The organism is Flavitalea flava, from assembly GCF_054461575.1.
Genome location: NZ_JBTLQH010000032.1, coordinates 1 through 18365, shown reverse-complemented (window position 1 = coordinate 18365; position 18365 = coordinate 1). Strand labels below are relative to the sequence as shown.

Genomic DNA, 18365 nt, shown 5'->3' with positions numbered 1-18365 from the left:
GTCAAGCAATTGTTGGTTATAAAATTGGCAATCAAATACCAAATCCAGCGAAACCGTTCCTTCTTCCTTTCCTGGATTTGATCACCATAAAGGTATCGTTTGTTAAAAATGCTGAGGGTGTGGTTTGTTTATGTATGGGGATTAAAATGTTAACCGAACCGTCAAAAACGGTATTTAAGCAGTACTTTATGTTAACTGATTTGCGTTTCCTTTCGTTTTTTTGTCTGATAGGCAGATGGAAGCATACCGTATTCGGTCTTAAAATAGCGGGAAAAATATTTGGGATTGTTAAATCCTGATTCATAAGCGATCTCTGCAATGGTCAGGTGGCTTTTTTCCAGTAATTGAGCAGCCCTTTTCAGCCGGATGGACCGGATAAATTCGATAGGGGTTTTCCCGGTGAGGGAAAGCAATCTTTTGTAGAGGGCGACCCTGCTTACGAACAGGTCCCGGCTAAACTCTACCACGGAGAAGTCTGGATTGGAAATATTCCTTTCCACGGCTTCCAGGGCAGTCCGGACGAATTTTTCATCCGGAGAGTCTACCTTGACATTTGCCGGGTTGGCCTCTACCTGTTTCTGATAGGTCTTGCGGGAAGTTTCCTGCTGAGCCAGGAGATTCCGGATCTTGGAAAGGAGTATCCCGAAATTGAAAGGTTTGGTCATATAATCATTGGCGCCGGTCTCCAGTCCTCTTAACTGTTGTTCCTCCCCCATCAGGGCAGTCAGCAAGACCACCGGGATAAAAGAAGTACGTTTATCGCCCTTGATTTTCCGGCAAAGATCGATACCGTTCATTTCCGGCATGCTGATATCACTAACGACCAGGTCCGGATGTGCCCCAAGTGTTCGTTGCCAGCCTTCTTTCCCATTGGCCGCTTCGACAATGTTAAAATATTCGCGAAGGTTATCTTTTAAATAAAACCGGAAATCCTCATGGTCTTCCACCAGCAGGACCGTCGGCTTTTTGGACTGGGAGGGGTTAAAGCCATCAGGGTTTGACTTGCTTTGGTTGCTTTGGTTGCTTTGGGAAAGATATTTTTCCGTATACGGGATAACAAAGGAATTTTCGCCGGCCTGACTGTCGGACTGACCTTGGGACTTACTTTCGGACTTACTTTCGGACAGACCTTGGGACTGAACTTCGGTCTGATCTTCGGCCTCTTCGACAAGGGGCAGGACCTCGGCAGCAGGATCCAGTATCCTTGCTGGCAGGATTACCGTAAAACAACTTCCTTTACCTGGCTCGCTTTCAACATAAATGCTGCCCTGGTGCAGCCGGACAAATTCCCTGGTAATGGCCAGGCCTATCCCGCTGCCCTGGTTGACCATCGAACCGGGAATATCATTCTGAAAGAAACGTTCGAATATTTTGACCTGTTTGTCTTTTTCAATGCCGATACCGGAATCCTTAACTACGACCTGCAGCAATCCATGTTCCCTTGGGTCCGGGGTCGGTAACAGGTTCAGTTCTACGCTGATCTTCCCTTGCTGCGGGGTGAATTTAAAGGCATTGGAAAGCAAGTTAAAGATGATCCTTTCCAATTTATCCTGGTCGAAACAGGTGTATAAAGATTTGACCGAGGTATGAAAGGAGAAATCAATGCTCTTTTTTTCCGCCATATCCGCAAAGGAAAAAGATAGTTCTTTAAGAAAACGGATGATATCCCCTTTGCTCCTGTTCAAATGAAGCTCCTGCTGCTCCAGTTTCCTGAAGTCCAATAATTGATTGACCAGATTGAGCAGCCGTCTGGCATTCCGGTGAATAAGCTGGAACTGGCCCTTCCGGCCGGGGTTTTCCGTTTCCCGGATGATCTTGTCCAGCGGGGTCAGGATCAGGGATAAGGGAGTCCTGAATTCATGACTTACATTGGTAAAGAACTTAATCTTCATCATATCCAGCTCATGCAGACGGTGGGCTTCCTCCCGCTCCTGCTCGATGGCAAAACGCATTCTTGTCCTTTTTACGATCATCTTTCTGGCCAGGATCAATAGGCCGATCAGCGAAAGGCCATAAAGTATATAGGCCAGGGGTGTTTTCCAGAAAGGAGGAAGAATGTGGATATGCAGGGATAATTCATCCGGGTCCCAGCCGCCTTTGTCATCTGCCGTCCTGACTTTGAAAATATAATCCCCGGGATCGAGATTCGTAAAGGTCGCTTCCCTGGTCCGACCATTGGCGATCAGCCATTGTTGGTTAAACCCTTCCAGCAGATAGGCATATTTCACCTTATCCGGATTGGAAAAATCCAATGCTGCGAATTCAATCGAGAAAACATTTTCATTATATCGGAGGTCCAGGCTTTGGGTTTCGGATATAGCCTTATCCAGAACGACATGGCCATTAAGTTTCTCTCCAATACCCACGGTTTGATTAAATATGCGCAGATCGGTAAAGTTGAGCGATTTGTCTTTATTGCTGCCGCGGATATGCCTGGGATCAAAAAGGTTAAAACCATATGCGCCTCCGAATATCATTTCTCCCCTGCTGGTCCGTAAAGCGGCATTTTCATTGAATTCCCTTCCCTGTAATCCATCCGACTCATCATAATTCCGGAATTGACAGGTTAGTGTCCGGGTGGATGGCTCAAAGGTTACCAACGCATTTGAAAGACCATTCGGAGTGCTGAGCCATAAATTATGTTCTCCGTCTTCCAGGATATCCAATACAGTATTATCCGGAAGACCGTCTTCCGTCCGAAAGGTCCTGAACTTGCCCGTCATCGGATCGAATACATCCAGCCCTTCCCTGGTCGAGATCCAGATCAACCCACGGCTGTCCTGACGGGTGCCCCATGTATTGTTATTACTCAGGCTTCCGGTAGGATCCTTATTATCGTGCCCGTAATGTTTAAAAAGACCGGTGCCCAATTCCAGTACATCGATCCCGTAAGCGGTGGCAATCCATAAATTGTCTTTCGTATCTTCCATCAAACCGGTTATATAGCCGCATTGGACCGAATTCGGCAGAAAAGGTTTGTAATGAATGAACCCGTTCTTTTCCCGGTCAAAACGGTCAAGCCCCTGCGAGAACGTACCAACCCATATACGTTGGCGGGAATCTTCCAGGAGCTCCCAAACCCTATCGTCCGCAATACTGGAAGTATCTTTTTCAGTATGCCGGAAATGCCGGAAGGTCTTCCCATCGAACTGATCCAATCCTCCAAAATAGGTGCCGATCCACAACTTTTCTTCATGGTCCAGCAAAAGGCATACAATAACATCGTTGGTCAGACTGGCCGGATCAGCAGGATCATGGAGGTATTGGATGAATTTACCCGTCTGTCGGTTGAAATAAAGCAAACCGCCTCCATTCGTTCCGATCCACAGGTTACCTTTCCTGTCTTCCACAAACCGGTTCACATCATCATAATTTGTATTGCGGGTATTGCTTACCTGGTGACGGAACAGGGGAAATTTCATGATGTCCTCATGATAATAACTGATCCCTTTTTTATAGGTCCCCAGCCAGATGATGCCATCCCTGTCCTTGTAAATCGAATTAATAGTATTCTGGCTGATGCTCTTCGCATCATCCTCCCTGTTCATGATCGTTTGAATGGAAAAGTCTTTTTTATCCAGCAGGTTAATCCCTCCATGATCGGTGGCGATCCATATCAATCCCCGTTCATCCTGAATGATACCGTTGACGATATTCGAATTCAGTCTGCCTGCGCTTTTACCCGCCGGCTTCCCCTTTTCCACGTTGATGCCTTTATCAATGTGCATAGCCGTGTTCGTTGCCGCATTATAATAAAAAACACCCTTCGAGCTGGACATGGCATAGAACCAAAGATCGTTCTGCTGATCGGAAAAAACCTGAAAATTCAGTCCTCCTTCAGCAACAATTTTTTGCAGAGCCGTCGTGCGGTACAGGATCCTGCTGGTTGCCCCATCCATTTTTTCAAGTACACCATCCCGGTAGACGATCCACCAATCTCCGGTTGCATTGAGGGTAAATGAAGTGATATTGTTGGAATATAAGGAAGCCGGATCGCCGTCCCGGTGAAAAAAGCGGGTAGTAGATTTGTCAGCAGGATTATACTTATAGATACCGGTGGCAGACGACAGGAACCAGAAATTACCAAGACTGTCTTTTTTTATATCTATTAAGGCCCCGATCGTATTACCATCCGGGATATGAATACCCTTCAAAAAATTATCCGGGTTACGGTCGAACCGTTCCGTCCGGGGATCATAGATATTAATACCGTTCCGGGTAAATACCCATAGTTTATGCTGGGGTCCTTCCAGGATCTTTTCAATAAAATCATCGCTGATGGAAGTCGTATCCCGGAGGTCGTGCCGGAAGACTTTAAATTTATAGGCATCGTACCTGTCAAGCCCCGACATCGTACCGATCCACAGGAATCCCCGGTCATCCCTCAACAGGCAATTAACTTCATTATGGGAAAGCCCCTGTGTAATATCGACCCGGGAAAACCGGTAAGAATCATCCTGCGCCCGCAGACCTGCAACAACCAGAAAAACAGGCAATACCCCTGCCATTACCTTTCGGAGGTTTAATATGGCTGCTATGTAACGCAAATGGGGTCTCAATTCAATGCAATTAAAGAAAAGTTTTTCGAAAGAACGAACCTAAGACAACAAACGAACAACAAATCGAAAACCACGGGAACAGCAGATTTTTACCCTGGAAGGGTTATTTGCCGTCTCCGGGCTCCGTTACCGGAATGAACTACTTTTTCTTTCTCCCTTGTAATGTACCGTTGCAGCTGCCTTCCCTTCAAAGTCCAGCGGCTTGGGTTTGTCCTTTGAGATCCAAACGATCCGGAATATCCTTTCTTTCAGCATGCCCGGAAAAGCCCCTTCCCTTGGTCCGATAGTCAGGGTCTTTTCCGCATCATTATAACGGAATAGAATATTCGTAAATTTCCCTTTTTCATAATTATAATTGGTATTCTCATCTTCATATAAAGTGAAGGTCCCGTCCGCACCGGTGTAAACAAACAGGGTAATGGGATCTGCCGGTTTCTCAGCCGTATATTGCAAGGCCGGTCCGAAAGGAAGGATAGACCCCTCTTTTACGAATACGGGCATTCTTTCATAGGGCGCTTCGGCCTTTATCCGGCTGCCTCCCGAAAAATAGTTTCCGGAATACAGATCGTACCATCCCTGACCGGAAGGCAGGTAAACTTCCCGGCTACGGTCCCGGTAGCCAGTGACCGGAGCTGCCAGCAGAGAGGGGCCCAGCATGAATTCATCACCCGTAGCGACGGCCGCCGTATCCCCGCCAAAATCCATCACCAGCCCCCTCATCATTGTATAATCCTTTTGCCAGGTCAGTCCGGATAAAGAATAGAGATAGGGCAATAAGCGGTAACGGAGCTTATCGTAAAACAACATCGATTGGTAGGCCGGATGTTCCCGGGGCGCTACATTAAATATTTCGCGGTAGGGGAATTGTCCATGCACCCGGAACAAAGGGCAGAAAGCGCCGAACTGGTACCATCTTGTCATTTGTTCCCGCCATTCTTCCTGATCTGCGGTCTCCGGCTTTTCGAAGCGATGTTCTACAGCAAATCCACCGATATCCATGGTCCAGTAAGGAATGCCTGACATAGAAAGATTGAGACCAGCCGTTATCTGGGTTTTCATATCCGACCATCGGGCGGCGATATCCCCGCTCCATACAGCTGCCCCGTAATGCTGCGAACCCGCAAAGGCAGAGCGGGTGAGGATAAATACCCTACGGTCGGGATTGACGCTGCGTTGCCCGGTATAAATACCTTTTACATTTTCCAGGGGATAGGCATTTAAATATTCGGCCGCCGTACCCAATGCCGTTGGCGTCATCTGTTCCTTTCTTTTTTCCGGACTTACATTGGACAGGATATCCGGTTCGCTGGCATCCAACCACCAGGCATCGATGCCTTTACTATACAATTTTTTGTTCAGCATGTCCCAGAACCCTTTCCTGGCTTCCGTATTGAAAGCATCATAAAAAGTAGACATGTACCCCTGTGCGATCCAATCCCGCTGGCTGTCGGCAATATTGCGCCGGTAAAGCCAATGACGGGCATCGAATTGCCGGTAGGCGGGTATCCCTTCATAGAACTTTGGCCATACCGAGATCATGAACTGGGTGTGGTAGTCCTGATGAAGGACCCTGATCATACTGTCGGGATCCGGAAAACGGCCTGCATCGAATTCCTGGCTACCCCAGTCATCCTGTTTCCAATAACTCCAGTCCAGTACGATATTGTCCAAAGGGATCTTACGATCCCTGAATTCCTTTACTGTTCCCAGGATCTCCTGTTGTGTCTTATACCTTTCCCTGCTTTGCCATAAACCCATGGCCCATTTGGGAGGGATCACCGCCTTTCCGGTGATCTTCCGGTAACCGGCAATTACACCATCCATATTCTCGCCATAAATAAAATAATAGTCCAGTTCCTTACCCGCCTCCGATAAAAAGCTGAAATCGTCCCTTCCAGTTTCAGGAACCGGATCAAGCCATTTAAGGGATAGATAAGACTCTCCCCCATTGGGCATCCATTCGATCCTGACCGGTATTTTTTTACCCTGTTCCATTTTTACCGAAATCACGGTAAGACAGGGATTCCAGGCTTGCCTCCATCTGTCCAGCAATAGTTTGCCCCCGATCCAGACCTTTAAATAACCGGCATATGAGAAACGGAACAGATGTTCACCCGTAAATTCCGATCCCAGTTCACCGGTCCAGGTTACCATTCCTGTACCCGCTTGAAAATCTGCAGGCAGGCGTAGCTTCGTATCCCCCAGATAAGGATAATCGATGACAGATTCTGCTTTTTCAAAAGCCACCTTTCCGGGATCATTTTTATCGTTGCTGTAAGTAGTTGTCAACCAGCCCTGTTCACCCGTTGCCGAAAATAATTTAAGCGAGGAAAGCGGTTTGAAGGGCCGGATATCGCCAACCATCGTATGCGAATAATTATCCCAAAGGATGCCGTAATTCTTATTGGACAGTAAAAAGGGTATAGCAACCTCTGTATTGTTCTGGAAAAGATCTACCTGTCTGCCTTTATAATTGAAGACCCCATCCTGATGTTGTCCCAATCCAAAAATGGCTTCATCAGGCCTGGTCCCGAAGGTCTGCCGGATATGCCAGGATGGCTCTCCGTCAAATACAGCCGCTTCGAAACTTCTCCCACCGTTCTTTTTTTCGGCAATGATTCCCTTCCCGGTCCGGTCTGCAAAACCAACCGCACCGGTAGCCAGGTTGATCGTTGCTTTCAACAGGGAGGTCGAAAGCGTTACCGTATTCTTATCTTCGGAAATAGCCCATTTGACCGATGGATCCGTTTCATATACGGTAATCAGACTTTTTTTTGCCGCGAATTCCCGGGAAGGGCTTGAAAGGACCCTGATTATATTATCAGCGACTACCTGCAATTTAACGGCGGTGGTATTTCCCGAAACCAGAGGGTCGGGATATACGAGTACCCCGTCCGCTGTCCTGGAATATGTTCCTTTGGGATTCATTTGAAAAGAACGGTCAGAAAGAGATTGCGATCTTGTGCTTTCGGACAAAATAAGGAGCAGGAACAGGGGCAGGGGTAAAAATGTTAACAGTCGCTGTGGCAGGTTTAGACAAAGCAGCTTTTCGTCCGGCATAACAATCATTTTACAGTCAGTCGGGGCCGGTAATTGACTCTCCCTCAGGATGAACAGGAATAGCCTCCGGACCGCTGGTCGGTTATCGCAAAAAAGAACAGTGTAAATGTATAGGTATATCAAATCATGCAGCTGCCTGAATGTATATGTGTAGGGTATCAAATGTTAACCTGTTGGTTCAAATTAGCAGGAAAAGGACAATAATGTTAAGCCATTAACCAGTAAATAGTTGGCAGAAGTCCGGAGAAAAAGATGTGGGGAGCCCCGAAAGAACAAAAAAAAATGTAAATTACGTAAAACGATTCTTCACCAAAACTGGTATTATGAAAAAGGTAGCTGATATTCTATTGCATAAAGGCAGAGGCATCACTTCTGTCAGTCCTGAAACCACGGTCCTGGAAGCCCTCAGGATTATGGCCGATCAGAATATTGGCTCTGTTCTGGTATTAAAAGACCATCAATACCAAGGTATTGTGACGGAAAGGGATTATTCCCGTAAAGTTATCCTGAAAGGTAAATCTTCGACAGATACCCAGGTGGCTGAAATTATGTCCACTGACCTGCCTTCCATCAGCCCGAATGATACGATTGAATTTTGTATGCAATTATTATCCGATAAAAACATCCGGTATCTCCCTGTTTTTGACAACGGGACTTTATGCGGGATCATTTCAATCAATGATGTGGTCAAAGAGACTATCCTTACCCAACAGGAAACCATTACTCACCTGAAAGACTATCTGCATTCGTGAATATAAATTGACCGGTATTATCCGGGAAAGTATTTTTCAAGAATTTCTTTGACCCGCAATTGAATCAGGGGTTTGTTTTCATAACCGGCGATCAGGGGTATTTTGGCCGCTTTTCTTTTATCGTCAGGATTCAGGGAAGTAGTCAGCATGATCATGATCACTTCGGCCTTTTGTTCCTCTGGTAAGGCTGAATATTTTTCCAGGAACTCCCAGCCATCCATACCCGGCATATTGATATCCAGAAAGATAAGGTCTGGATGAGGAAAATGCCCTTTGGATCTTCCATAAGGCCTGTTACCCATAAGATAATCCAATGCATCCTGGCCGCTCTCGGCAATCTGTATATGGTAAGCGGATCCTGCTTCCTCCAGGACCTTCCTGTTCAAGTAATTGGTAGGTTCATCATCATCTATAAGAAGGATGCAGTTTAGTTTCTGGTGCATGTAAGATAAGGTTCAAACAAGTTGGATAAGGAGGAATTGGTTAGATTATATTATAAATCTATTATTTTTTCATCTAAAAAAGAATTCCCGGGGCAGGAATATGCGTTCCGGGAGCAGGATTGCAGGAAACTTCACGAAGGATTAACGGGATATTGGGGTGGGAAATTTGTAAATTTGTAGTGAAAAACATTCATAATACGGTCAAGGACCGGACTTTAAAGAAACAGCCGTATGACAGGCCTGACTATCAAGGAAGAGATCGTGGAAAGGGATATTATCGACACCGCCAGAACCCTTTTTAAACAATTCGGATTCAAAAAAACAACAATGGGCGATATCGCCCGAAGTCTGGGTCGCGGCAAAAGCTCTCTCTATTATTATTACCCAAGCAAGGAAGATATTTTCGAGGCGGTAATACGTACGGAAATGGACGAATTAATGGAGCAGATCTACAGTTCGATCGAAAAGGCATCCAGCTCAAAGGAGAAATTAATTATCTATTGCCGTTGCCGTCTGAATAAACTGACGCAGTTATATTACCTGAGCGATGCCTTAAAAAGTGAGATAGCCGAATTGGATTGTGTCATGTCGGATATGAAAAGCAAATTCGATACCTCCCATGTGGAATTAGTAAAAGATATCCTCGAAGAAGGGGTAAATAACGGTGAATTTAAAAAGGTCAACCGGGATAATATTGAATTGGTGGCCTATCTGATGGTCAGCAGTTTCCGGGGATTGGCCATACCGCTAATGGTATCCCAACAGCGATATCCCCGGCTCGATCTGCAGATCGATTCCATTGTCGATATTATGGTGGAAGGAATAGGAGCCCCCCCAACCCCCTGAAGGGGGAGTAGTGAGACCGTTTTAAGATTTTCGAATAGTTGGTTATAATGGTCAGGAGATCGCAGCGATGAAACGTTGAGCGAGGCGGTGGAACCATCCCGTCCTGTCGTAAAGATAATTGAACAAGGCAATCCCCGAAATGCCGCACCCGATCCCGGCCAGAACATCCAGCACATAATGGTGACTGCTATACACGGCCGCAAACCATATCCCCAACATGATAACGGCAAAAAGAACATTGATCCAACCCAGGCGCGTCCTTAACCCATAATAAAGTACCGTCAGGGGATAGGCCGCATGGAGAGAAGGCATTGCCGCAAATACATTGGAACTTTTTGCATACAGGGAAGAAAAAACAGACACTCCGAACATCCGGTCGAACCTGGCCAGTCCTGCCGTATTACCGGGAGTATGCGCGTGGAAATTGAAACCATAGAGTTGTACATACCAGGGCGGCGCAGCGGGATAGATATAATACACAACGAATCCCAGCAAATTCACCAGTAAAAAACTAAAAGAAAAACGGAAAAAATTCTCCTTGTTCTTATAAAAGAGATACCCGGCAAAGGCCAGCGGTAAAGGGATCCAGCACAGATAAAACAAACCTGCCATTCCATCCAGGAAAGGAAGGGCATGTAGCTGCCAGTATTCATTGGGCGTCAGCAGCGCCCCAGGCAGCCCTTGCGCAACATCCGTCTGACGCAAACCAAATAAGCCTTGCTCTGCATGGTAAAGACTTTCGATATGAACGGTATTAAAACGGTAATTCGGAAAGGCTTTCATGGAATCGAAGAGAATCCAAAAAACGATAAACACAGAAAAACCCAGGATGAACCGGCGTGTCGGTTTGGAAAGATAAAAAAGCGTATTAAATAAAATCACCAGGAAAAGCTGATCCGTTTTGAACCCGATGAGCAAGGCCGAAAAAATCAAATAGGCCGCCGAAACAGCAGTTACGGTCAAAAATGTTTTATGAGGGCGCAGAGAAGGAGAAAGATCCATTAGCGCTAAATTTTTATTCGTTGCAGCAATTCCTGTCCGTTGTCGGGATCTATTCCTTTCAGTTCCAGGTATTCGACATTTGGCGACCAGAAAGAACCGCCGGGGTTGATCTTGATGAAGATCCTGTTCAGAATGGCCTTTTTGTTGCCAAAATTAGCATAGACATGATGCCTGTTGTCGGCGGGTGACCGCATCAGGTATAATAACAGTTTTTTATACGATATAAAATGCAATTCGAATTTATCATTTCCCAAACGCCGGGATTTGATGCCGTAGGCGAAATTCCGCTGCAGGAAGGATAACTCCTGCCGTTGCCGCTGTTCGGTGTAACGGATCCACAATACATGCACCGGATCATCCTGGTTAAGCGTCCCATCCGTTTCTTCGTTCAATTCGCAAATGATGGTATTGGTATTCGGAGTACGTTGTAAATAGAATAAGGAATTGTGTACATGCGGAGGTACCGGAAAACTATCCCGGATTGGCGCCTTTGGCTGGGCAGTGGCACCCACGCTGATTCCAAGTGCGGTAAGTGCAAAGAACAGCAGTAAAAGCATTTTGACAGGTGAGCTGTCTTTCTCCTCAGGGAGGGCGGCCGCTTTGCGATCGCGTTCTTCCAATGTTTTTTTGGCATCCCGCAAACGACCGATTGCCGTACCATTCGCCAACATGGCCATAATGGTCAGGGGAATGGTAAAGATGGAGATGGTCTCGAATATAGGAAACCCGGTACCCGGCCAGTGTATTTTAAAATTTCCGCCTATCCAACCCGAGGCTATGCCGCAGGCCAGGGCCGAAACGCCGGTGATGATGACCCGCTCGGGTCTTTGCATCAGGCCATCCTTGCATTCAATACCCAATCCTTCCGCCCTGGCCCTGGTATAACTGACCATCATACTGCCGATCAACCCGATAAAGGCAAAAAGGGAGCTCAAAAAATAATGATGAGCTACCAGGTAATAACAGATCCCCAAAAAAAGGATCAGTTCGCTGTACCGGTCCAATACCGAATCATACAAAGCCCCGAATTTGGAGCTCATATTACCCAGCCTCGCCACCTGGCCATCCAGCATATCGAAAAGACCGGCAAAAAGAATAAGTGCACCTGCCCAGCCCACATAAGAAAGGTCCCCTCTTTTACCTTCCTCGGCCCCGGATATAAAAATGATCGCCACCCCGATATTAAGCAGTAACCCAATGGTTGTCACCATATTAGGGGTAAGCCCAGCACGGATCAACAGCTTCACCAAAGGGTTGATTACCTTATAAATGCCGGATTGTAATTGATTGCGGATACTCATTAGGCCGTGACTACTGTTATTTCAATGACTCCTGTAAGGAAAAATACTTCCAAGCTGCGAATTTACTAATGTTAAAAATGATTTTGGTAAATGGTGCATTAAAAATCAAATTTCAAGCGGAAACGGATACCCCATTTGGGAATATCAGGGTGATCCAGGTACGTAAATCGTTTGATAAAGTCCAGCCTGACCAACTTGAAGATATTAGTTACGCCAAAACCAGCTTCCACATAAGGTGTACTTGACATGGCGAAAGTCTCAGTTTTCCCGTTGGTCGTCGGAAATTGCATCTGATCAGGGGTCTTCGAAGGATCATTCTCGGTACGCAACCCGCCCCATAAGGCTTTTCCTTCAATCACCTCCCTCCACTTCAATTTCTTCAGTAATGGTATCTTATTGAAAAAGAATCCGTTAAAATAATGATCGATATCGATGCTCACGCTGTGATCACTGACAAATTCCAGAAAGTTCATCAGGTTATAGGAATTGAGCTGATAAGCATATGCCTGGTTGGCGTGCGGAAGCAGGGCCAGGGGGAAAGGCACTTTCCCGGTCAGATAATTACCATCGACGGTAATATCCGTATAGCCCAGCTGGGAAAGGTAGAAACGTTTGTAAATATTCAACTCGAAATTATTGTAGTTGTATTCCCCTCCGAACAATCCTTTAATGCCCGCAATATAACGGAAGTAAAAAATGGGATATTTATTCACGATGGGTGTACGGTACAATTTACCAATATAGAATTGTTCATGAGGCGCCCAGCGGAATTCAAGGGAAGCTTCCCCTGTCGTTATGGCCTGAATAGAATCTCCTCCAACAGCCGGATTTTTTATATAGGCAATACTGCCCGCCGGTGATTGTTTCCAATATTTCAACCCTACATTATAAGAAAGATGATCCCCGAACTCATACTTGTAATTCAGATTGAAGATATCGTTGTATAACCATTTATCGTTATTCCCCCGTTTGAAGGAAAGCAGGAAGTTATCTTCCTGGACAAACTGCAATTCCTGGCCCGGGATCTTCGTGTCATGCTGATAAGAGGCCCGGATATAATTCAGCGGAAAACTGTAGACCGATTTGTTATTCAGCGAATAGGTGCCGCTGAGGAAATATTTCCATTTCTGATCTTTGAATCCATAAGCAACATAAGCCTCGGAATAAAACCGCGTGCTGAATTTAACCGTAGTCCTTCCTCCGAAACGTAAACGGAAGCCCTCAACAGGGTTGAAACTATAAAATGTACTGACAGGTCCGACTTCAAAAGGAGGCACTTGTTTGTAACCGGCGAGCAGCAAGGTGCCCCAATCCATTAATCTCCGGAAAGAAGGCATATTCTTCAAACTGTCGATATTGGCATATACTTTCGATTCGGCAGTCGTAAGGGTATCATGCCGGAAAGCGGTCCAGAAACTATCGGTATGCTGGTTCGCATGGTCCATCATGACCAGGGGCGGCCCTTTGAAAACACTGTCAGCGACAGGCTGATTGGTGACAAAATTCTTGTAGGAGACCATTCTTTCCCCGAATAACCCTCCTCCTTTCTGGGTGATCCCGAAATCACCGATTACATCACTTTTGGAAAGCAGATAACGCCCATCGGGCTGTTTCTCAAAGTCCTGGATGATCTTCATTTCCCGGACAAAGTTGAAATTGATGCTTTTGCTGACGAGCAAACGCAGTTTCTGGATCGCATAATTCCCATCAAGGGTAACATACATGGTCCCCCTGAATAAAAGATCATTAGGGTTCCTTGGCCGGAAGGAAAGTCGAACCAGCTTAATACCGTCTTCCACCACCGTGTCGTTGATGAAATACATGTAAAAAGTCGGAGCCATATCGGCGATCGGGCTGAGGAAAAGATTGGTGAATACCGATATATTATTATCGTAGACGTTAAAATCCTGGTATAAACGGTTCAGGTATTGACTGAGACCCGCCATGTCCACAAATTCACCATAATCCACTTTTCGCTGCGCCGTAACGATGGATTTATTCTTTTCAGGTTCTTTGCGGAAATAGTTTTGCGATAAGGTTTCTTCCAGGTAGACCGGGAACAGGGCCTTTCCATCCAGTTTGGTCGTATCAGAATTGTCGAAAAGGAATTGGTATTTATGGGTTATTTTGTTGTCACCGATAACCTTTTTACCGGGGGTACGGCTGAGAGAGACCTGCAATTTTTCATACTTTTCAAAGGTGGCGAAGGAATAGGATTCCATCCGGTTCTTCGATTTGTTATCAATGACCTGTTTGATAAGCTCAACGGCAGGGTTACCCTTATTCCGGTATTTCTCCTTTTTATTCTTTACCGTCACATGACCCAATTCCCGGTACTGAGGCTGGAGATTAATAACAAGCTCCTCTGCCGGGGGTGAATCAAAATGAAGGGTGATCGTCCGGTATCCGACCATGGAAACGGTAATATCAAGAACCTCCTTTTCGGAAGGGATCCGGAAGGTGCCTTGTGCGGTGGTCCTGGCCCCGCCTTTCTGTCCTTTAATCGATATGCTGGCATTGGACAAAGGAGCATGGGTCGCGGAATCCCGTACGGACCCCGATACTGTAATTCCCTGAGCCAAACCGAATAAGCTACCTGATAGGATACCTATCACCATCCCAATAGCCTTGAAACTAAATCCTACCTTTTGCATCCTGTCTTATTTAAATACGAACCTTTTCTGCAGTATATAATTGTAAAAAATGGCAATTCCAACGGCAGTAACAATCTTAGCCAACAGGAAGTTCATTCCGGCATAGTTTCTCAACAAAAAGAGTACGGAACTATTTAATATCAGGTTGCCCGTCCAAACCGTTAAATATCGGGAAGCTTGTATATGCCATTTTTTATCGCCAGCCTGGAAAACCCAATTCCGGCTGATCAAAAAATGAGTGATCCCCCCTGAAATAGTGCCAATTACACCTGCCGCAAGATACCATATCCCCACGATTCTGAACAGGAAAAGGGATATAAGGAAATCCACCAGGGTAGCCACCAGGGAGGCTACCTGCGCTTTTGTAAAGGTGCCCATTCTTACCATAACTTAGCAACCACTATAATTTGCAGGATCAGGTTGGCATACAGACCTGCCAGCATATCATCCATCATAACTCCCCACCCCCCCTTCAATTTTTCCATCTTTCTTATATACAACGGTTTAACAATATCGAAAAAACGGAATAAGACCAGGCCGGAAAGGATATAGGGCCAGCGAACCGGGATGAATAAAAGAGTCAGGGCCATTCCTGCCACTTCATCTATGACTATTTTGGAACTATCCTTTCCCCATTTAGATTCCATTTTCGTAGAACTCCATACGCCAGTGAAGAAAATCAGGATAGTGGCAAGGACCGGTCCGTAAGCATAAGGTTCTCTGCCGTTAAAGGCAAAATACCATCCGATACAGGTGACAATGGCGGCATAAGTCCCACCACCTTTGGCATAACCGATTCCCAGACAAGAGGAAAAAAGCTGATGGAATCGTCCCATCAGGCAGTAATTTCTTCCAGATAATCCAACCCGTCGGAAGTTACCAGTTCTTCACCCATTAATTTGCGAAGCGCATTCTGAAGCGTATTCAACTGTTTGAAAATATCATGTTCAGGACGGAATCCAGGGCTTGTCTGCGGAGATTTGAAATAAAAGGACAACCATTCCTGTGTACCGCTAAGACCCGCTCTTTTGGCCAGATCGCCAAACAGGGCCAGATCCAGCACCAGGGGTGCAGCCAGGATGGAATCACGGCATAAGAAGTTGATCTTGATCTGCATGGAATAACCCAACCATCCAAAGATGTCGATATTGTCCCAGCTTTCTTTATTATCACCGTGCGGAGGGTAATAGTTGATCCGGATCTTATGATAGAGTTCGCTGTATAATTCGGGGCTTAGATCAGGGCGAAGAATATCTTCCAGTACACTCAGTTTCGAGACTTCCTTGGTCCGGAAATTATCGGGATCGTCGAGTACATAACCATCACGATTTCCAAGGATATTTGTAGAGAACCAGCCTTTTATGCCTAAAGCCCTTGCCTGTAAGCCCGGAGCCAGAATAGTCTTCATCAGCGTCTGGCCGGTCTTAAAATCCTTTCCGCCGATGGGAGATTCGGTTTGTTTGGCTAACTCGATAAGGGCAGGGATATCGCAGGTAAGATTAGGAGCGCCATTCAGAAAAGGAATGCTCATCTTAATGGCAGCATAGGCATAGATCATACTGGGGGCGATATTCGGATCGTTCTCCCGCAGGCCCTTTTCAAAGGCCTCCAGACTTTCATGAACGGCCGAAGTTTCGATATATCTTTCTGTCGATCCGCACCAGACCATTACCAGGCGTTCGCAGTCATGAGCATATTGAAAACGGTTGATATCGTCCATTACAGCCTGGGCCAATACATATTTATTCGTTTCGGACTTAACATGGGTTCCATCCAGGTTCTTCACATAGGATTTGTCGAATACCCCTTTCATGGGCTTTATAGCTTCCAGTTCGGCACGCAGGGTCTGTAAAGTACCCGCTTCCAATACTTTGGCGCGGCTGGCCGCTTCATATACATTATCTTCATATACATCCCATCCGCCAAAAACGATATCGCTCAGCTTAGCCAGCGGTACGAAGTCTTTAATTTTGGGGTAATTATTCCCGGTCTTCCGGTTCAAATGGATGTTCCCCATTTGTGTAATCGAGCCAATCGGTTGAGCAATTCCTTTCTTTATAGCTTCCACACCGGCAATCAGAGTTGTTGCTACAGCTCCTAAGCCGGGGATCAGCACGCCTAATTTACCAGTCGCTTCTTTTACTTCCATGTTCTTTTAATTTAAAGTTTATAAATCAGCTTGGATTCGCAAAATTATCGAATTATTGATTTTTCGAACAAAATTGTTTTTTGGTCGAAAGGCTGCTATATAAGGGTAAATATTCGAATTAAAGGCAATTTAATACATAATACAAAGATAATGCATAACCTGTCGGCGGGTTGGGTAGGATTTACCGGTGAATATACCTTTTTGATAGGTGGTTGGATTTCTCCACCATGGGGTCAATGAGGGCCTATATGCTGATTTTCCTGTCTCTGGCCAGATTCTTCCATTCCCCGTCCACCTTTGCGTCCTGTACGGTAAAGGCACGCTCGTACAGGGCAACTGTAGGGCAGATATGAACAGGAAGTCCGTATAAGATATCGCCAACCTTATAGGTATGGTCCGGACCGGCCTCTGCGACAAGATGTTCCTCACTCTGCCCAATCATTTTTAATTCGGGGGCATTGAGAAAAAATACCCTGCGCGCCAGTTCATTTTCGGCGGAAATGGATTTATGCCCGAGATCAAGGCATAGTTTGCCAGAACCGGGCAAGGAGATCACCCGGGTAACTACGAGCGCTGCAGGCTCGAAGGGCTGATCGGGGCAAAGCTCGCTATATCCTTTGTCCCAATATATATAGGTACCCGGACTACACTCGACGTCCAAACGCCGGGCATGTAGCGGAAAGGTAGGAGACCCTCCTACTACCAGGACTGGTTTGTCCAACCCTTCTGCGGGTAGACCATTTTGTAGACGGGTCTGAATTTCTTTTTGTATTTCTTTTTCTATGTCATCACTGAGCGCGGATACCCGGGCAAAAGCAGCATCACATTTCTGTTGACGGATTTCCAGATCCGTATCCCGGATATGTCCGTCATAGGCATGCAGCCCGATGGGTTTAAGACCCTTAACCTGTAATGCTTTGATATATAACCGGAGTGCCGCCTCCCCCGGCTCGATGCCGGTGCGGTTCATTCCTACATTGAGATCGAGATATACGGGTACTTCCAGGTCGTGGTCGGAGAATATCACCCCCATCGCATAGGCAGCTTCGGGATCGTCAAACAGGCATGAAAATTTTGTTCCGGGATATTTCCCGATCAGGGCAGCCAACCGGTTAATTTTCGGACCAATGGGCTGATAAGCCAGCAACACATCGGCTGCCCCTTCCATCGCCAGCATTTCCCCTTCGGCAATGGTCGCACATTTAAATTTATTGATCCCTGCTTCCAGCATCAGCCGGGTTGCCTCCGGCGATTTATGGGTTTTCACATGAGGACGAAGACGGTTAAGATCGCCTCCGATCATCTCTTTTAATTTACGGATATTATCCTTTACCCGCTGCGGGTAGATCACCAGGGCCGGAGAGTCCAGTTTGTCCGCGTTATCGATCCTGTACCAGGCGGGAGCCATGCCGGATTCAAAAACACTGGTATGTTTGGCGTCGGGGCCGGGAGGATTTGTCTTTTGCCAGGAGATTGCCATATAAAGGGCGTTATTATGTTAAAAACTGAATCATCTTGTGACACAGTCACAAGGGCCGGATAGGCCCAGACATTCGTTATAAGCGCATGGAGAGTTACTTTTTAGAATAACTCCCATGC

At 46.2% G+C, this 18365-nt stretch carries 12 protein-coding genes; 2 read left to right on the top strand and 10 right to left on the bottom strand.

Features of this window, described 5'->3' with window-relative positions; genetic code table 11:
* Nucleotides 1–191: 191 nt before the first annotated feature.
* Entirely contained in the window at nucleotides 192–4508 is a 4317-nt protein-coding gene (locus tag ACX0G9_RS22895) for a hybrid sensor histidine kinase/response regulator (RefSeq protein ID WP_459067294.1), read from the bottom strand.
* Between the two features lie 177 nt (nucleotides 4509–4685).
* The gene (locus ACX0G9_RS22890; protein ID WP_459067293.1) at nucleotides 4686–7619 is read right to left on the bottom strand and encodes a TIM-barrel domain-containing protein; all 2934 of its coding nucleotides are present in this window, start codon (nucleotides 7617–7619) and stop codon (nucleotides 4686–4688) included.
* A 323-nt stretch (nucleotides 7620–7942) separates the two neighbouring features.
* Between ACX0G9_RS22890 and ACX0G9_RS22885 the strand changes: the two genes are divergently transcribed.
* Nucleotides 7943–8371 carry a CBS domain-containing protein gene (locus tag ACX0G9_RS22885; protein ID WP_459067292.1) on the top strand — a complete coding sequence of 143 codons (429 nt, stop codon included), beginning with the start codon at nucleotides 7943–7945 and terminating at the stop codon, nucleotides 8369–8371.
* Nucleotides 8372–8388: 17 nt separating this feature from the next.
* On the opposite strand, the gene ACX0G9_RS22880 is transcribed toward ACX0G9_RS22885, so the two are convergent.
* The gene (locus ACX0G9_RS22880; protein ID WP_459067291.1) at nucleotides 8389–8814 is read right to left on the bottom strand and encodes a response regulator; all 426 of its coding nucleotides are present in this window, start codon (nucleotides 8812–8814) and stop codon (nucleotides 8389–8391) included.
* 231 nt (nucleotides 8815–9045) lie between these two features.
* On the opposite strand from ACX0G9_RS22880, the gene ACX0G9_RS22875 reads away from it, so the two are divergent.
* On the top strand, nucleotides 9046–9660 hold the full coding sequence (locus tag ACX0G9_RS22875; RefSeq protein WP_459067290.1) for a TetR/AcrR family transcriptional regulator: 615 nt from the start codon (nucleotides 9046–9048) through the stop codon (nucleotides 9658–9660).
* A gap of 51 nt (nucleotides 9661–9711) precedes the next feature.
* On the opposite strand, the gene ACX0G9_RS22870 is transcribed toward ACX0G9_RS22875, so the two are convergent.
* The 7 genes from ACX0G9_RS22870 to ACX0G9_RS22840 form a co-directional block, all read right to left on the bottom strand.
* Nucleotides 9712–10662, bottom strand: coding sequence for a phosphatase PAP2 family protein (locus ACX0G9_RS22870; RefSeq protein WP_459067289.1), 951 nt, complete (start codon nucleotides 10660–10662; stop codon nucleotides 9712–9714).
* Between the two features lie 5 nt (nucleotides 10663–10667).
* Nucleotides 10668–11963, bottom strand: a complete 1296-nt coding sequence (locus ACX0G9_RS22865) for a DUF4833 domain-containing protein (RefSeq protein ID WP_459067288.1) — start codon at nucleotides 11961–11963, stop codon at nucleotides 10668–10670.
* Nucleotides 11964–12061: 98 nt separating this feature from the next.
* Nucleotides 12062–14617 (bottom strand): DUF5686 family protein, encoded by a 2556-nt coding sequence (locus tag ACX0G9_RS22860; RefSeq protein WP_459067287.1) that lies wholly within the window; start codon nucleotides 14615–14617, stop codon nucleotides 12062–12064.
* Nucleotides 14618–14623: 6 nt separating this feature from the next.
* On the bottom strand, nucleotides 14624–14995 hold the full coding sequence (locus tag ACX0G9_RS22855; protein WP_459067286.1) for a GtrA family protein: 372 nt from the start codon (nucleotides 14993–14995) through the stop codon (nucleotides 14624–14626).
* 2 nt (nucleotides 14996–14997) lie between these two features.
* Nucleotides 14998–15453: a phosphatidylglycerophosphatase A family protein gene (locus ACX0G9_RS22850; RefSeq protein ID WP_459067285.1), complete on the bottom strand. Its 456-nt coding sequence runs from the start codon at nucleotides 15451–15453 to the stop codon at nucleotides 14998–15000.
* Nucleotides 15453–16766: an inositol-3-phosphate synthase gene (locus ACX0G9_RS22845; protein ID WP_459067284.1), complete on the bottom strand. Its 1314-nt coding sequence runs from the start codon at nucleotides 16764–16766 to the stop codon at nucleotides 15453–15455. Before ACX0G9_RS22845 ends, ACX0G9_RS22850 begins: the two co-directional genes overlap by 1 nt.
* Nucleotides 16767–17010: 244 nt before the next feature.
* Complete coding sequence (locus tag ACX0G9_RS22840) at nucleotides 17011–18246, bottom strand: D-TA family PLP-dependent enzyme (protein WP_459067283.1); 1236 nt, start codon at nucleotides 18244–18246, stop codon at nucleotides 17011–17013.
* Between the last annotated feature and the right edge of the window lie 119 nt (nucleotides 18247–18365).

What these genes read in the sequence shown, in the direction of transcription:
- ACX0G9_RS22855 (WP_459067286.1), bottom strand. Translation starts at nt 14,995, where the DNA reads ATGGGCACCTTTACAAAAGCGCAGGTAGCCTCCCTGGTGGCTACCCTG.
- ACX0G9_RS22870 (WP_459067289.1), bottom strand. Translation starts at nt 10,662, where the DNA reads ATGGATCTTTCTCCTTCTCTGCGCCCTCATAAAACATTTTTGACCGTA.
- ACX0G9_RS22850 (WP_459067285.1), bottom strand. Translation starts at nt 15,453, where the DNA reads ATGGGACGATTCCATCAGCTTTTTTCCTCTTGTCTGGGAATCGGTTAT.
- ACX0G9_RS22880 (WP_459067291.1), bottom strand. Translation starts at nt 8,814, where the DNA reads ATGCACCAGAAACTAAACTGCATCCTTCTTATAGATGATGATGAACCT.
- ACX0G9_RS22875 (WP_459067290.1), top strand. Translation starts at nt 9,046, where the DNA reads ATGACAGGCCTGACTATCAAGGAAGAGATCGTGGAAAGGGATATTATC.
- ACX0G9_RS22865 (WP_459067288.1), bottom strand. Translation starts at nt 11,963, where the DNA reads ATGAGTATCCGCAATCAATTACAATCCGGCATTTATAAGGTAATCAAC.
- ACX0G9_RS22860 (WP_459067287.1), bottom strand. Translation starts at nt 14,617, where the DNA reads ATGCAAAAGGTAGGATTTAGTTTCAAGGCTATTGGGATGGTGATAGGT.
- ACX0G9_RS22840 (WP_459067283.1), bottom strand. Translation starts at nt 18,246, where the DNA reads ATGGCAATCTCCTGGCAAAAGACAAATCCTCCCGGCCCCGACGCCAAA.
- ACX0G9_RS22845 (WP_459067284.1), bottom strand. Translation starts at nt 16,766, where the DNA reads ATGGAAGTAAAAGAAGCGACTGGTAAATTAGGCGTGCTGATCCCCGGC.
- ACX0G9_RS22890 (WP_459067293.1), bottom strand. Translation starts at nt 7,619, where the DNA reads ATGCCGGACGAAAAGCTGCTTTGTCTAAACCTGCCACAGCGACTGTTA.
- ACX0G9_RS22895 (WP_459067294.1), bottom strand. Translation starts at nt 4,508, where the DNA reads ATGGCAGGGGTATTGCCTGTTTTTCTGGTTGTTGCAGGTCTGCGGGCG.
- ACX0G9_RS22885 (WP_459067292.1), top strand. Translation starts at nt 7,943, where the DNA reads ATGAAAAAGGTAGCTGATATTCTATTGCATAAAGGCAGAGGCATCACT.